This is a genomic window from Herbidospora yilanensis, from assembly GCF_001570565.1.
In the GTDB taxonomy this organism is placed as follows: Bacteria; Actinomycetota; Actinomycetes; order Streptosporangiales; family Streptosporangiaceae; genus Herbidospora; species Herbidospora yilanensis.
The window spans coordinates 17,239-32,529 of record NZ_BBXE01000044.1; the positions used below are offsets into that span (position 1 = coordinate 17,239).

Here is a 15,291-nt window from a genome sequence, read left to right on the forward strand (position 1 = left end):
CGTGGACCCTGACCTGCTCTCGATCGAGCACCTGTCGGTCGTCATCCGGCGTCCCGGCCGCGAGGTGGCCGCGCTCAGCGACGTCTCGCTGCGGGTCGGCCGGGGCGAGGTGGTCGGCCTGGTGGGGGAGAGCGGCGGCGGCAAGAGCATGGTCGCCCGCTCGATCGTCGGGCTGCTCCCGGGCGGGTCGCACGCCACCGGCGCGGTCCGCTTCGAGGGGGACGACGTGCTGCGCATGGACGACGACGCGCTGCGCCGCCATCGGGGGCACGGCGCGGCCATCTGCTTCCAGAACCCGCGCGGCGCGCTGAGCCCGACCAGGACCGTGGGCCGCCAGCTCACCGACCGGCTGACCACCCACCAGCGGCTCACCGAGGCCGAGGCCAGGCGGGCCGCCGAGGAGCAGTTCGCGGCGGTCGGCATCCGCTCGCCGCGGCGGCGGCTGGGGGCCTACCCGCACGAGTTGTCGGGCGGCATGGCCCAGCGGGTGATGATCTCGCTGGCCACCGGCTGCGCCCCCGGCCTGCTCATCGCCGACGAGCCGACCACCGGCCTCGACGTGACCCTGACCAGGGAGATCCTGCGCCGCTTCCGGCACGCCGCCGACACCGACGGCCGGGGCGTGCTGCTCATCTCGCACGACCTCGCCTCCATCGCCGACGTGTGCGACCGCGTCGTGGTGCTCTACGCGGGCACCGTGGTGGAGAGCGGCCCGGCCGCACGGGTGCTGGGGCGGCCCGCCCACCCGTACACGCGGGCGTTGTTGCGGTCGGTCCCCGACGTCGACGGGCGCGCGGTCGTCGCCACGCCCGGCGCGATGCCCCTGCTGAAGGCGGCCCCGCACGACTGCCCGTTCGCGCCGCGCTGCGCGCACGCCACCGCCGAGTGCACGGCGGAGCGGCCACCGGTCTCCCGGGTGCCGGGCGCCGCCGACGACTGGACGCTGGCCTGTTTCCACCCCCGTACCGACGAGCTGGCCTTCGCCGAACCCGCCGAGACCCCCGGGCGTGCGACGGCGGCGGAGCGGGCCGTGCTGGAGGTCGACGACGCCCACGTGGTCTACCGCAGCCGGTTCGGCAAGGGCGGCCACGCCGCGCTGCGCGGGGTCAGCCTGCGGGTGGCGGCGGGCGAGACGCTCGGCGTGGTGGGGGAGAGCGGCTGCGGCAAGAGCACCCTCGCCAAGCTGCTGCTCGGACTGGTGTCTCCGGCGCGAGGCGACGTGCGGGTGGCCGGTTCGCGCATGTCGGACCTGCGTGGAGGTGAGCTGCGCCGGTTGCGCACCCGCGTCCAGATGGTGTTCCAGGATCCGATCGGGTCGCTCAGCCCGCGCCGCACCGTCGCCGACGCCATCGCCGAACCGCTCCGGGCGCTCGGCCTGCCGGCCGCGCGGCGGGCCGAGCGGGTCGAGGCCGTGGCCGACCGGCTGAAGATCGACCGCTCGATGCTGGCCCGCCGCCCCCACGAACTGTCCGGCGGGCAGGCGCAGCGGGTCTGCGTCGCCCGCGCGCTCGCCGGCGAACCCGACGTGCTCGTCTTCGACGAACCCACCTCGGCGCTCGACGTCACGGTGCAGGCGCAGATCCTCGAAGTGATCGCCGACGTGGTGCGCGACCCGGCCCGGGGCTCGGTCTTCATCTCCCACGACCTGGCCACCGTGCGCGGCTTCGCCGACCGGGTGATCGTGCTCTACCTCGGCCGGATCGTCGAGGAGGGCCCGGTCGACGAGGTCTTCGGCAACCCCCGCCACCCCTACACCCGGGCGTTGTTGTCGAGCGCGCCCAGCCTCGGCGACGGCTTCTCCGGCCCGAAGGTGACGCTCACCGAGGACCTGGACGACACCGACGCCGCCGCGCCGGGCTGCCCGCTGGCCGCGCGCTGCCCGTTCGCGGACGACCGCTGCCGCACCGAGGAGCAGGAGCTCCGGCCCTACGGGAACACCCGGGCGGCCTGCCGGCGGGTGCCCGAGATCCCCGATCTGCTGAAAGGTAGTGACATCCGTGTCTGAACGCACCATCCGGCTGGCCGTCGACATCGGGGGCACCTTCGTCGACGCGATGGAGCTGGACTCGCGCACCAACCGGGTCAGGTTCCGCAAGGCCTCCACGACGCCGGCCCGGCCGTGGGAGGGCGTGCTCAACGCGATCGAGGCCCTGGGCACCGACCTGTCCCGGGTGGAGCTGTTCATCCACGGCACCACCCTCGGCCTGAACGCCGTGCTGGAGCGCCGGGGCGGCCCGACCGGCATCATCACCAACGAGGGCTTCCGGGACGTCTTCCTCATCGGCCGCGGCAACGTGCCGCCCGACCACATGTACGACTTCCAGTACGAACGCCCCGAGAGCCTGGTCCGCCGCCGCCACACGGCGGGCGTGAAGGGGCGGCTCGACTACCGGGGCCGCGTGGTGGAGGACCTCGACCCCGACAGCGTGCGCGCGGCGGCCCGCACCCTCGTCGAGGAGCACGGCGTGCACGGCATCGCCGTCTGCTTCCTGCACTCCTACCTCGACCCGGCCCACGAGCGGGCCGCGGCGGCCATCATCCGCGAGGCGTACCCGCAGGTCAGCCTGTCGCTCTCCACCGACATCGTGCGCGAGTACCGCGAGTACGAACGCACCAGCACGACGGTGCTGGAGGCCTACATCCGGCCCATCTTCGAGAGCTACGTCGACGAACTGGAGGCCGGGCTGGCCGCGCGGGGCTTCGGCGGCCGGTTCCTCATCATGCGCTCGGGCGGCGGCTCGATGACCTCCTCGGTGGCCAAGACCTCGCCCACCCACACGGTGTTGTCCGGCCCGGCCGGCGGCATCGTCGGCGCCGCCTACCTGGCCGACGCGCTCAAGCGCGACTACCTGCTCACCTTCGACATCGGCGGCACCTCCCTGGACGCCTGCGTCATCGAGCGCGGCTCGGCGGTGGCCGCCTACGAGGCCCAGCTCGAACACTTCCCGCTGCTCATCCCGACGTACGACATCCGCACCATCGGCGCGGGCGGCGGCTCCATCGCCTGGCTCGACCGGGGCCTGCTCAAGGTCGGCCCGGAGAGCGCCGGAGCCGATCCGGGCCCGGTCTCCTACGGCCGGGGCGGCACCCGCCCCACGGTCACCGACGCCGCCGTCGTCCTCGGCTACGTCGACCCCGACCGGTTCCTCGGCGGCGAGATGGGCCTGCACGCCGGGGCCGCCCGCACCGCGCTGGAGGAGCAGATCGCCGGGCCGCTCGGGCTGCCCGTGGAGTCGGCCGCCGCCGGGGTGTTCGACGTGCTGCTGGCCAAGACGGTCGGCGCGGTCCGGCAGATCACGGTGGAGCGCGGCCACGACCCCCGGGTCTTCTCGCTGCTCGCCTTCGGCGGGGCCGGGCCGCTGCTGGCCCCGCTGCTGGCCAGGGAGATGGGCATCCGCGAGGTGGTCGTGCCGTTCGCGCCCTCGGGCTTCTCGGCCTGGGGCATGTTGTCGGCCGACATCGTCGGCGACTTCTCCCGGACCGTCATGGCCACCCTCGACGACATCGACCTCGCCGAACTCGACGAACGCTTCGGCGAGGTGGAGGCCGAGGCGGTGGCCTCGCTGAAGGAGCAGGGCGTGCCCGCCGACCTGGCGATCCTGGAGCGGCAGCTCGAACTGCGCTACCTGGGGCAGGAGCACACATTGACCGTCCCGGTCGGCCGTGAGCTCGACGCGGAGACCGTCCGGGTCACCTTCGAGGAGCTGCACCGCGCCCGCTACGGCCACGCCATGGACAACCGGCTCCAGATCCTCAACCTGCGGGTCCGCGGCATCGGCCGGGCCGACCGGCCGGAACTGGTGCGCCCGCCCCGCCGTGAGGGGGAGCTCGCGCCGAGACGCCGCCAGGCCTACGACTTCGGCGTCCGCGCGCTGACCTCCTTCGCGGTCTACGACCGGGCCGACCTCGCCCCCGGCGACGCCTTCGCCGGCCCCGCGCTGGTCGACGAGGGCACCTCCACCACCGTGGTGCCCAGCGGCCAGCGGGTCGAGGTCGACGAATTCGGCCACCTGCTGGTGACCCTCGACGAGGAGGCGTGATGACGGAGCTCGACGGCGCGACCGTGGAGGTCGTGCGCAGCTACCTGCTGTCGGCGGCCGAGGAGATGCGCGCCACGCTGGTGCGCACCTCGTTCAACCCGGTCATCTACGAGGTGCACGACTTCGGGATGTCGATGTACGACGCCGACCTGCGCCTGATCGCCGAGGCCACCGGCCTGACCTTCTTCCTCGGGGCCAACGACTTCGCCCTGCGCAAGGGGGTGGAGTACGTCGGGCGCGAGAACCTGCACCCGGGCGACGTGGTGCTGATGAACTATCCGTACTGGAACTCCGCCCACGCCTACGACGCGACCCTGTTCGCGCCGGTCTTCGAGGGCGCCGACCTGGTGGGCTTCCTGTGCGTGCGGGCCCACTGGATGGACCTGGGGGCCAAGGACCCGGGCTACGTGCTCGACTCGACCGACATGCACCAGGAAGGCCTCATCTTCCCCGGCACGAAGGTCGTCTCCCGGGGCGAACCCGTCAGGGAGATCCACGAGCTGATCCGCTTCAACTCGCGCATGCCGGGCGAGGTGCTCGGCGACCTGCACGCCCAGATCGCCGCCCTGCGCACGGGGGAACGCCGGTTCCTGGAGATCCTCGCCAAGTTCGGCCGCCCCACCGTCGAGGCCGCCGTCGAGCGCATCATCGCCGACGGCGAGGCGCGCACCCGCGCGGCCCTGGCCGCCCTGCCACAGGGCTCGTGGACGGCGGTCGACTGGGTCGACGACGACGGCATCACCGACGACCCGGTGAAGATGCAGGTCACGGTCACGATCGACGACGGCGGATTCACCGTCGACTTCGCCGGTTCGGCCCCGGCGACGGCCGGGCCGATCAACATGCCCTACGGCGCGACCGAGGCGATCTGCAAGGTCGTGCTCAAGTCGCTCACCTCGGCCGACCAGCCCTCCAACGAGGGCATCGTCGCGCCGCTGATGGTGAAGGCCGAGCCGGGCACGTTGTTCCACGCCGTCTACCCGCAACCGACCTTCACCCTGTGGACCGGCATCGTCGCGGTGGAGCTGATCCTCAAGGCCCTGGCCCAGGGCATGCCCGACCGGCTGGCGGCCTCGTCCGGCGGTGACGTGCCCGGCTTCATGATGGTCGGCGTCCACCCCGACACCGGGAAGTTGTTCGCGGTCAGCAACAACGACCCGGTCGGCTGGGGCGCGACCCCCCACCACGACGGCATGCACGCCGCCACGCACGTCTCCGGCAGCACCGGCCGCACCACCCCGATCGAGGTCCTGGAGGCCAAGACGGGCATGTTCTTCGAGCGGGTCGAGATCCGCACCGACTCGGGCGGCGCGGGGAGGCACCGGGGCGGCGCGGGCCTGCGGCGGGACATCCGGTTCGTCACCGAGGGCGAGTTCCTGTCGGTGATCAAGAAGACCCGGTCCCGCCCCTGGGCCCTCGACGGCGGCCACGAGCCCGAGGCCAACCAGGTCATCGTGTTCCCCGGCACCGACCGGGAGGAACGGGTCAGCACCCGTCGCACCGCCGTCACGCCGGGCGACCGCGTCACCCTGCTCACCGCGGGCGGCGGCGGCCACGGCGACCCCCGCGACCGCGACCCGGCGGCCGTCCGCGACGACGTCGCCGAGGGCTACGTCTCCCCGCAGGCGGCCCGCGACCAGTACGGAGTGGACGTCGATGACTGACGGCACCACCGTCGAGGTCGTGCGCAGCCACCTGGTCTCGGTGGCCGAGGAGATGCGGGCCACGCTGGTGCGCACCTCCTTCAACCCGGTCGTCTACGAGGTGCACGACTTCGGCATCTCGGTCTACGACCCCCGGCTGCGCCTGGTCGCCGAGTCGACCGGCCTGAGCCGGTTCCTGGGCGCCAACGACTACTCCATCCGCAAGGGCGTGGAGTACGTCGGCGTCGAGAACCTGCACCCCGGCGACGTGGTCCTGCTGAACTATCCGTACTGGAACGCCGCCCACTCCTACGACGCGACCCTGTTCGCCCCGGTCTTCGACGACGAGCTGATCGGCTTCGTCTGCGTGCGCGCCCACTGGATGGACCTGGGCGCGAAGGACCCGGGCTACGTGCTCGACTCGACCGACATGCACCAGGAAGGCGTCATCTTCCCCGGCACGAAGGTCGTCTCCCGGGGCGAGCCGGTGCACGAGATCCACGAGCTGATCCGCTTCAACTCGCGCATGCCCGATGAAGTGCTCGGCGACCTGCACGCCCAGATCGCCGCCCTGCGCACCGGGGAGCGCCGCCTGGTCGAACTGAGCAGGCGGTACGGCCGCGACACCGTCGCCGAGGTGATCGACACCGTGATCGCGGTGGCCGAGGCGTCCACCGCCGACGCGCTCGCGGCGTTGCCGCAGGGGTCGTGGACGGCCGAGGACTGGCTCGACGACGACGGGATCACCGACGACCCCGTGAAGATGCGGGTCACCGTCACCATCGCCGACGGGACCTGCGTCGTCGACTTCGCCGGTTCCTCGCCCGCCGTGGCCGGCCCGGTGAACCTGCCCCTCGGGGCGACCATCGCGACCGCGCGGGTCGCGTTCAAGGCGATCACCACGCCCGGCGAGGCGACCAACGCCGGGCACTTCACCGCCCTGACCGTCCGGGCCGAGCCCGGCACGCTCTTCCACGCCGTCTACCCGGCGGCGACCTTCACCCAGTGGACCGGCACGGTGGCGCTCGAACTCGTCTACAAGGCCCTCGCGCAGGGCATGCCGGATCGGCTGCCCGCCTCGTCCGGCGGTGACGTGCCGGGCTTCATGATGGTCGGCGTCCACCCCGACACCGGGAAGTTGTTCGCGGTCAGCAACAACGAGCCGGTCGGCTGGGGCGCGACCCCGCACCACGACGGCATCGGCCCGGCCAACCACCTGGCCCAGACCCAGGCCCGCATCACCCCGATCGAGGTCCTGGAGGCCAGGACCGGGATGTTCTTCGAGCGGCTGGAGATCCGCACCGACTCCGGCGGCGCGGGAAGGCACCGGGGCGGCCCCGGCCTCCGGCGGGACATCCGGTTCGTCTCCGGGGGCGAGTTCCTGTCGGTGATCAAGAAGACCCGGTCCCGCCCCTGGGCCCTCGACGGCGGCTGCGAACCCGAACCCAACCAGGTGATCGTCTTCCCCGGCACCGACCGCGAACACCGGGTCAGCACCCGTCGCACCGCCGTCGCGCCGGGCGACCGCGTCACTCTGCTCACGGCCGGCGGCGGCGGCCACGGCGACCCCCGCGACCGCGACCCGGCGGCCGTCCGCGACGACGTCGCCGAGGGCTACGTCTCCGCCGAGGCGGCCCGCTCCCGGTACGAAAGGAAGAACCCTTCATGAACTCGACCGTGCTGACCGGCTGCACGGTGGTCGACGCCCGCGTCCTCGACGGCGTCGGCCCCCTGCGCGACGCGGCGGTGTGGGTGCGCGGCGACCGCATCGCCGCCGTCGGCCCCGCCGACGAGGTCCTGGCCGAGGCCGGGCGAGACCACCGGCGCGTCGACCTGGGCGGCGCGTTCCTGACGCCCGGCCTGGCCAACATGCACACCCACCTGTCCCTGTCGCTGCCCGGCCAGGGCGGCGACACGGTCAAGGGCCTGAGCCCGCACGACCTGGCCTTCTACATGGCCGACGGCGCCCGCCGCACCCTGCTCTGCGGGGTCACCACCGTGCGCTGCGTCGCCGAGAAGGACCACGCCGACTTCGCGCTGCGCCGCGCCATCGCCTCCGGCCGCGCGACCGGCCCGCGCGTCTTCACGGCGGGCCGCGCCCTGGTCTCCACCGGCGGCCACGGACACGAGGGCACCGACACCCTGGAGTGCGACGGCGCCGACGGTTTCCGCCAGGGGGTGCGCAGCCAGGTCAAGGCCGGCGCCGACCTGATCAAGGTGATGATCTCCGGCGGCATCGCCGGCGAGCACGAGGACATCGACACCCGCCAGCTCTTCACCGACGAGCTGACCGCCGTCATCGAGACCGCGCACGCCTGGGGCCGCAAGGTCACCGCCCACGCGGGCCCCGCCCCGGTCATCGCCGAGGCGGTCGAACTCGGCCTCGACTGCGTCGAGCACGGCTACCAGCTCACCCCCGAGGTGGTCGGCGCGATGGCCGCCCGGGGCACCGCGCTGGTGCCGACCCTGCTGGTCACCCGCTGCAAGGCCTTCTTCGACGAACTCGGCGTCCCCGAGTGGATGCAGCAACGCTCACTGGGCGCGGGCCCCCGCCACCTGGAGAGCTACGCCCTGGCCCTGGAGGCGGGCGTGGAGGTGCTGCTCGGCAGCGACATGCCCCCGTTCTGGGACTTCGAGGGCACCAACGCCACCGTCCGCGAGCTGGAGCACATGTCGGAGGCCGGCCTCGGCCCCGCCCGCGCCCTCTACGCCGGCACCCTCGGCCCGATCCGCTGGCTCGGCGCGGACGCCGACCTCGGCACCGTCGAGACCGGCAAGTACGCCGACCTCGTCGCCATGGACGCCGACCCGCTGGAGTCGGCGTCGGCGTTCCGGGGCGTGCGCTGGGTGATGTCCGGCGGCCGGGTCGTCCGCGACGACCGGAACGGCCGGGCCGCCCTGTGACCGCCTTCGACCTCACCCGCGGCACCTCCGCCGCCGACGTGGCGGCCGCCATCGACGACATGTACGACGCCTTCCTGGCCGGCGACCGCACCCGCTTCGACAGCCACCTCCACCCCGAGGTGACCACCTGGGAGACCCACCTGCCCGGCCCGCTGCGCACCCGGGCCGAGCTCGACGCCTACCGCGCCCAGCGGGACGCCGCCGGGGCGCGGCCGTCGCTCGCCTCGCTGAGCGCCGCCGAGATGCGCGTCGACGTGTGGGGCGACACCGCCGTGGCCCGTTACGTGCTGGTCGCGGTCGCGCCGGGCGGGCAACCGGAGCACACCCGGGTCACCGACGTGCTGCGCCGTTCGGCGACGGGGGGCTGGGCGATCGTGCACCATCACGCGGAACTCGTCCGCGATGTTACGTGGGAGTGAACAGAGCCCTCGTCAGAACAGCCGGGGAGTGACCACGGACACCACCGTGGTCACTTCGTCGGTGTCGTTGTAGAGCCGGTGCGGCACGCTCGACCGCAGGTGCACACTGTCACCCGGCAGCAGCCGGTGTTCGACCCCGTCGACCTCGTAGAGCAACTCGCCGTGCACGACGTAGGCGAACTCCTCCCCCCGGTGGCCGTAGGACTCCTCCCGCCGGCCGCCCGGCGCGATGTGCACCAGCATCGGCTCCAGCACCAGGTCAGGCCCCCGGTCGGAGAGCATGCGGTAGGTGGTCTGCCCCGAGACGTACTGGGTCGCGCCGTCGTCGCGGCGGGTCAGCGTGAAGTGGAGGGGCGCGGCGGCGGGCTCGGAGCGCGGCTCGGGCTCGTCGGCGCTGAAGAACTCGGGCACCGGCCGGTCGAGCGCCTTGGCGAGGCTGTTGAGCGCGGTCAGCCCGATGGAGGAGACACCCCGCTCGACCTGGGAGAGGAACCCGATCGACAACCCCGACTGGGCGGACAGCCCGCGCAGGGTCAGACCCCGCTCGGTGCGGAACTGCCGCACCCGGGCGCCGACCAGCACCTGCTGGCCGTCGCCGTCGTCGGCACGCCGGTCACTCCTGGCCACCTGATCTCCCCATGACTCACGACGGATCTGTTCGATGGTATCGAACATCGGCGCGCACAACAGCAAGGAGGGGCATGTGATCAGGCCGTGACCTGGCATGGTGAGACTTTCCCAGGTGAAAAGAGTGATGGCCGTGACGATGGTGATCGCGAGCGCCCTGGTGGTGCCCGCGCAGCCGGCGGCGGCGGCGAAAGTCGATCCGATCAGGGCGCTGAAGGCGCAGTTCGTCGCCGGGACGGGCGTCAAGCTCAAGACGGTCCAGCAGGTGCGGGTGAAGGGCGGCAAGGGGAGCGTCACCCAGGAGATGGGAACGATCCAGTTCGGCCCGAAGGGGGCGACCGCCTCCGACCTCAACGAGAAGACGCGCTACGACAAGGGCTACTTCGCCGACGCGGACAAGGACGAACGCGACGTGCGCAAGAGCTTCGAGGCCCCCGGCCGGGTGATCTCCCTGCCGAAGGCGACGTACGTGCAGGGACCCCGCGCCGGGCAGGGGCTGCCGGAGGGCAAGTACTGGGTGCGCAAGCGCCCCCTTCCCCCGGTGCCCGGCGGGATCATCATCAACGTGTTCGAACCGAACACGGTCGAGACCCTGATCGCCAAGGCCGAGTCGGTCCGCGGCGGCGTGGTGAAGGGCTCGACCACCAGCGCGAAGATGGCGGCGCTCTCACCGGTGTTCCGCAAGCGGTTCGGCGCCGGCGGCAAGAGCGGGAGCGGGCAGATCTCCACGATCAAGTACACGTTCTCCCTCAACTCCGAAGGGCTGATCACCCGCCTCAGCGTCAAGATGCGCATGCCCGTCGGCGGCGGGAAGGTCGTCGACTACACCTCCGACACCCGTCTCTACAACTGGGGTGCCAAGGTCTCCGTCGTACCGCCCCGCGCCGAAGCGGTGATCGACGAGAAGGACCTCAAGTCCGGCGGAAGGTGACGATCGACTCGGAGTCCCCGTTGGCCACGTTGACCACCAGCCACAACTGACGGGTGCCGGGGATGCGCTCGATCTTCGCGGAGAGGCCCGCTCCCGCGTTCGGGGGCGACTCGCGGGTCCAGGTCCGGCCGTCCCAGTGCAGGACGGAGATCTCGCCCGGCCGGCTGGGATCGCGGCCCGAGAACCAGACGTCGTCGGGGCCGAACGCGGTCACGCCGGTCACCTCGCCGCTCGCCTGCGGGACGGCCGGTTGCCGCCACGACCGGCCGTCCCAGTGCAGCAGCAGCGGCCTCTCGCCGGTGCCGCCGACCGCCCAGACGTCGTCGGGGGCGATCTGGAGGATCCCGTTGAGGTGGCCCTTCGGCAGTGCGGGGGTCGCCTCGTATCGGCCGTCGTGTCCGTGCCAGACGACGGGCTGGTCCGGTTCCCGGGAGCCGGCGACCCAGGTGTGGCCGCCGCCGGTGTCCACCCGCGTGAGCCGGGTCCGCCCGCCGCCGAGCTTGGCTTCCGTGACGAAGGCGGCGCCGTTCCAGGTCAGCACCGCGTCGTCGATGACCACGGCCACCCGGCGGCCGTCCACCGCCACGTCCCGACCGAAGGTGGGGAGCGGGTGCCGCCGCCACGTCCTTCCGTCCCAGCGCTGGGCGAACGACTCGTCCTCGTGGAAGCCGCCGCCGAGCATCCAGGCGTTGCGCGGCCCGTCGGAGTCGACGCTCGCCAGGCCGCCCGTGGCGTCCTTCAGCGGCACCGCCCGCCACCGCGACCCGTTCCAGGTGCGCAGCGACGTGGCCACGCTGTCCTCCCAGCCGGTGTATCCGACCGCCCACGCGAGGCCGGGGCCGGCCGCGCTCACGTCGTCCAGGCCCCGCTCCCAGCCGTCGTCGGTGGGCAGGCCGGGAACACGCACCCACATCTGGGGGGCGGACGGGGCCGGCGTGGGCTTGGCGATAGGCTGCGCGGCGGGTTGCGCGGGGGACTGGTGGGTGCAGCCCGACACGATCAGGCAGGCGGCCAGCGCCGTCGTCCACGACCTCATGGCGATCACTCCGCGTAGGTGAACATGGCGTCGGAGAAGCCGTCGGCCGAGGTCCAGACGAGCTTCGCCCTGACATGGGTGGCGTTGCGGACGAAGGTGACCTTCCGCCCGTCGTCGGTGACGGTGGCCCGTGCCCAGCCGTCGAACTTTCTCGTGAGGTGGTGGTCCCACGCGTCGAGGGTCCCCGTGGCCACCGCCGCGATGGACTCGGTGGGCGGCTCGCCGTCCGCGCAGTAGCGGCCGAAGTTCGCGATGGCCGTGACCGTGCCGCTCCCGGCCTGAAGCTTGATGCTCTGGCAGGGGTCGGCCTTGGTGCCGTAGACGAGGCGCGGGTGCGACCACTCTCCGGCCTCCGGGTCGTAGTGGCGCTCGAAGAGTCCCCGGCCGCTCTCGTACCGCATCGCCACCCGGCGGCCGTCGGCGAGTGTCACTTCCTCCTGGAACGCGGTCGCTTCTTCGGTGCTCCGCGCCGACGGGGTCGCGGTGACGGGTGGCGGAGCGACCGCCTGCTCCGGGCCGCAGGCCGTCGTGGCCGCGAGCAGCGCCAGACAGGTCAGGGTGCTCGCTGCTCGCATCGCGTCTCCCGGTGTCCCGCCGAGCGGTATGTCCGGCCAGGCTAGCAATCCGCGGGCGACCGTGAATCTTTCAGCCGTGCCGCCGGACCGGTCCAGGTCATCGTGGACGCGAGATCGGCACGCTGGCCGGACGCCCGCCCGGGTGCGACTCTCGCGCCATGCGCAAACTGATGGTCTCCGCACTGCTCGCATTCGGCTTCGTGCTGTCCGTGGGCGCCGCGCCCGCGCAGGCGGCCACTCTCCGCAACGTCTACTACTACAACTGGGACTGCAACCGGGTGGGCAACCTCGGCATCACCGAGGGCTGGTGGACGTCCTACCAGTGCGTGCCCGAGCACGGCTTCTGGTTCCTCTACGCGTAGCCCGGAGGGGCGAGCCGGGCCGCGCACCCGCAGGTGCGTGGCCCCGGCCACACCGGCACGGTATTTTGTGGATCTTCGTCCCCTCCGAAGGTGCACATGTACCCCTCAACGCAACTCTGGCCGGTCCGCGGCCTGGCCAAGGCGACCGTCGGCTTCCTCGTCGCCAACCTGCTGGCCGAGACCCTGGCGGCCGTCGCGCACTACCAGCGCGTCACGCTGATCGACGCCGCGTTCGACATCGCCCTCGACGACCTGTCCGACCTGGAGGACATCGACTTCGAGGCGATCGCCGACAACGAGCTCCTGGTCCTGCTCGCCGACCTCGGCGTGAACGCGACGTTCGTGCTGGCGGGCGTCATGTTCGTGGTCTGGCTCTACCGGGTGCGGGACAACGCCGAGCAGATGTCCACCCTGCCGCAGCGGCGGGCGACGCCGTGGTTGTTCTTCGGCTGGTTCGTGCCGATCGTGTCGTTCTGGTTCCCCAAGCAGATCCTGGACGACATCTGGCGGGCCTCCTCTCCCGAGGGCCGCAGGCCCGGCGTGCTGATGATGATCTGGTGGATCCTCTGGCTCGTGACGGTCTTCCTCGGCAACACCGCCGCACGGATCGCGTCCTCCGACGAGGAGGACGCGATGGCGGTCCGCACCGGGTCGCTGCTGGACGTGGCGACGTATCCGCTGGTGGTGGTGTGCGGCGTGCTGGCGATCGTGATCGTGCGCCGGATCAGCGCACTCCAGGAGGCGGGCAAGGCCCTGCCGGTCGACCAGCCCGCCGACGTGTGAGAACCCCTGGCCCTCACCGCCGTCCGGCCAGGGCGGCTTCGAGACGTTCGAACGGGCCCGGGCCGTCATGGTGCTTCGGCGGGGCGCCGAGGTGCCGGACACGGAGCTCGTCCATGAGCTCCTCGACGAACGCCGGCCCCTCGTCGCGCATGAACCGCTGCCGGGCCCGCAACTCCTCGCTGCCCGGGAGCCAGTCGAGGCCCCAGTTGCCGAGGGCGTACATGACCGGAAGCGTCTGGATGCCCGCTTCGGTCAGGCTGTAGCGGGCACGCTGCCCCCGTGCGGCGGTGCCGCGGGTGAGCACGCCCGCCTCGACGAGCCGCACCAGGCGGTCGGCGAGGATGTTCGAGGCGATGCCCTCGATCGATCCGGTGAGCAGCGCCCGGAAGTGGCGGCGGTCGCCGAAGATGACGTCGCGCAGCACGAGCAGCGACCACCGGTCTCCGAGCACCTCGACGGCGGCGTTGATCGGACACCCTGACCGTGGTTCCACGATTCCCTCCTTGACAGGCATTTCGCTCTGCCGATAGTAGTTGCAAAATACAACCACTTGGAAGGAGGGGGCTGATGGGCCGCTTCGTCTACGCGATGCAGGTGTCCCTCGACCTGCGGATCGAGCAAGTTCCCGGAGACAACGGCGCCGGCGAGTGGCTGCGCCTCCACGAGAAGCTGCACCGCGAGTGCAACGAGCTGACCAGGGCACTCGACCTCCTGGTCCACGGCCGCGTCTACTACGAGGTCATGGAGGAATTCTGGCCGCACGCGTCCGGAGACCCGTCACTGCCCGACTACCTGCGTGAATACGGCGAGATCTGGACGTCCAAGCCCAAGGTCCTCGTCTCCCGCACCCGGAGCGACGCCGGCCACAACACCCGGATCATCGGCGGGGACGACACGATCGAGCGACTCGCCGGCCTGCGCGCCGAAACCGGCGGCGGCATCGGGGTGGGCGGGGCGGCGCTCGCGACCCAGCTCCTCCGGGCCGGGCTCCTCGACGAGCTGGTGCTCTTCACCCATCCCTCGATCCTCGGCTTCGGCCGGCCGCTGTTCGACGACTACGACCGGCCGATCGACCTCGACCTGATCGAGCGGCGATCGTTCGAGCAGGGTGTCACCATGCATCACTACGCCGTGCTCGGCGCGAAGGAGGCGGGCCCGTGCTGAGGCAGGTGGCCGACGGCGTGCTGGTCCACGAGAGCACGTTCGTGCAGAGCAACGCCGTCGTGGTGGAGGGCCGGGCCGGGGTGCTGCTCATCGACCCCGGGGTGACCGCCTCCGAGCTCGACTGCCTCGTGAACGACCTGGCGGACCTGGGGCGGACCGTGGTGGCGGGCTTCTCGACGCACCCGCACTGGGATCACGTGCTCTGGCACGCCGGGTTCGGCGAAGTTCCCCGCTACGGCACGGCACGCTGCGCGGCGGCCATCCGCGACGAGCTCTCCGACCCGCACGCGAAGACCCGCATCGCCGACCACCTGATCGAGACGGAGATCGCCGGACAGGTGCCGCTCGACCTCCTCGGTCTCATCACCGGCCTGCCCGCCGGCACCACGCGGGTTCCCTGGGACGGCCCCAAGGTCCGGATCATCGAGCACCAGGCACACGCCCCCGGCCACGCGGCGCTGCTGATCGAGGAACGCGGCGTGCTCGTCGCCGGGGACATGCTCTCCGACGTCCTGATCCCGATGCTCGAACACGACACCGCCGACCCGGTCGGCGACTACCTCGGCGCGCTGCGGCTGCTCGAAGACGTGGCGGGCGACGCCGGCGTCGTCGTCCCGGGCCACGGTTCGGTCGGCGGACCCGGCCGGGCGCGGGCCCGGATCGAGCTGGACCGGGCGTACCTGGACGCGGTGCGGAACGGCCGCGTGCCCGCCGACCCGCGGATCGGCCCCTCGGCCAAGCCCGGCTGGGAGTGGGTGAGCGACGTGCACGAAGGGCAGTTCCAGCAACTCGCCCGATGAGGCGCGG

The 15,291-nt window shown here is 72.3% G+C and carries 15 protein-coding genes; 11 read left to right on the forward strand and 4 right to left on the reverse strand.

What is annotated here, in order from left to right; all coding sequences use genetic code 11:
* Position 1 precedes the first annotated feature (1 nt).
* Genes AW273_RS32225 through AW273_RS32250 form a run of 6 tightly spaced genes read left to right on the forward strand, consistent with a single transcriptional unit; the run spans position 2 to position 9,006 of the window.
* Positions 2 to 2,005: an ABC transporter ATP-binding protein gene (locus AW273_RS32225; RefSeq protein ID WP_198168470.1), complete on the forward strand. Its 2,004-nt coding sequence runs from the start codon at positions 2 to 4 to the stop codon at positions 2,003 to 2,005.
* Positions 1,998 to 4,040, forward strand: a complete 2,043-nt coding sequence (locus tag AW273_RS32230; protein WP_062356649.1) for a hydantoinase/oxoprolinase family protein — start codon at positions 1,998 to 2,000, stop codon at positions 4,038 to 4,040. The genes AW273_RS32225 and AW273_RS32230 overlap by 8 nt, the downstream gene beginning before the upstream one ends.
* Positions 4,040 to 5,704: a hydantoinase B/oxoprolinase family protein gene (locus AW273_RS32235; RefSeq protein WP_062356652.1), complete on the forward strand. Its 1,665-nt coding sequence runs from the start codon at positions 4,040 to 4,042 to the stop codon at positions 5,702 to 5,704. Before AW273_RS32230 ends, AW273_RS32235 begins: the two co-directional genes overlap by 1 nt.
* A complete protein-coding gene (locus AW273_RS32240; RefSeq protein WP_062356655.1) occupies positions 5,697 to 7,352 on the forward strand; it encodes a hydantoinase B/oxoprolinase family protein in 1,656 nt (551 codons plus the stop codon). Before AW273_RS32235 ends, AW273_RS32240 begins: the two co-directional genes overlap by 8 nt.
* A complete protein-coding gene (locus tag AW273_RS32245; RefSeq protein ID WP_062356658.1) occupies positions 7,349 to 8,587 on the forward strand; it encodes an amidohydrolase family protein in 1,239 nt (412 codons plus the stop codon). The genes AW273_RS32240 and AW273_RS32245 overlap by 4 nt, the downstream gene beginning before the upstream one ends.
* Positions 8,584 to 9,006, forward strand: coding sequence for a YybH family protein (locus tag AW273_RS32250; RefSeq protein WP_198168471.1), 423 nt, complete (start codon positions 8,584 to 8,586; stop codon positions 9,004 to 9,006). Before AW273_RS32245 ends, AW273_RS32250 begins: the two co-directional genes overlap by 4 nt.
* Positions 9,007 to 9,018: 12 nt before the next feature.
* Here AW273_RS32250 and AW273_RS32255 read toward each other — a convergent pair whose 3' ends face one another.
* Positions 9,019 to 9,633: a helix-turn-helix domain-containing protein gene (locus tag AW273_RS32255; RefSeq protein ID WP_198168472.1), complete on the reverse strand. Its 615-nt coding sequence runs from the start codon at positions 9,631 to 9,633 to the stop codon at positions 9,019 to 9,021.
* Between the two features lie 115 nt (positions 9,634 to 9,748).
* On the opposite strand from AW273_RS32255, the gene AW273_RS32260 reads away from it, so the two are divergent.
* On the forward strand, positions 9,749 to 10,564 hold the full coding sequence (locus AW273_RS32260) for a hypothetical protein (RefSeq protein ID WP_157556388.1): 816 nt from the start codon (positions 9,749 to 9,751) through the stop codon (positions 10,562 to 10,564).
* Here AW273_RS32260 and AW273_RS32265 read toward each other — a convergent pair.
* Both AW273_RS32265 and AW273_RS38245 read right to left on the reverse strand, forming a co-directional pair.
* Entirely contained in the window at positions 10,545 to 11,600 is a 1,056-nt protein-coding gene (locus tag AW273_RS32265; protein WP_157556390.1) for a hypothetical protein, read from the reverse strand. The genes AW273_RS32260 and AW273_RS32265 overlap by 20 nt on opposite strands.
* Before the next feature lie 5 nt (positions 11,601 to 11,605).
* Positions 11,606 to 12,175: a hypothetical protein gene (locus tag AW273_RS38245; protein WP_198168473.1), complete on the reverse strand. Its 570-nt coding sequence runs from the start codon at positions 12,173 to 12,175 to the stop codon at positions 11,606 to 11,608.
* A gap of 158 nt (positions 12,176 to 12,333) precedes the next feature.
* Between AW273_RS38245 and AW273_RS32275 the strand changes: the two genes are divergently transcribed.
* Together AW273_RS32275 and AW273_RS32280 are read left to right on the forward strand one after the other, a co-directional pair.
* Positions 12,334 to 12,537, forward strand: a complete 204-nt coding sequence (locus AW273_RS32275) for a hypothetical protein (RefSeq protein ID WP_061293267.1) — start codon at positions 12,334 to 12,336, stop codon at positions 12,535 to 12,537.
* 96 nt (positions 12,538 to 12,633) lie between these two features.
* Positions 12,634 to 13,320 (forward strand): DUF4328 domain-containing protein, encoded by a 687-nt coding sequence (locus AW273_RS32280; RefSeq protein ID WP_062356669.1) that lies wholly within the window; start codon positions 12,634 to 12,636, stop codon positions 13,318 to 13,320.
* Between the two features lie 13 nt (positions 13,321 to 13,333).
* Here the strand turns inward: AW273_RS32280 and AW273_RS32285 are convergent, their stop codons facing one another.
* A complete protein-coding gene (locus AW273_RS32285; RefSeq protein ID WP_232327706.1) occupies positions 13,334 to 13,813 on the reverse strand; it encodes a winged helix-turn-helix transcriptional regulator in 480 nt (159 codons plus the stop codon).
* A gap of 74 nt (positions 13,814 to 13,887) precedes the next feature.
* Here AW273_RS32285 and AW273_RS32290 point away from each other — a divergent pair, with 74 nt between their 5' ends.
* Both AW273_RS32290 and AW273_RS32295 read left to right on the forward strand, forming a co-directional pair.
* Positions 13,888 to 14,484: a dihydrofolate reductase family protein gene (locus AW273_RS32290; RefSeq protein ID WP_062356675.1), complete on the forward strand. Its 597-nt coding sequence runs from the start codon at positions 13,888 to 13,890 to the stop codon at positions 14,482 to 14,484.
* Complete coding sequence (locus tag AW273_RS32295; protein ID WP_062356678.1) at positions 14,478 to 15,284, forward strand: MBL fold metallo-hydrolase; 807 nt, start codon at positions 14,478 to 14,480, stop codon at positions 15,282 to 15,284. Before AW273_RS32290 ends, AW273_RS32295 begins: the two co-directional genes overlap by 7 nt.
* Positions 15,285 to 15,291: the final 7 nt, after the last annotated feature.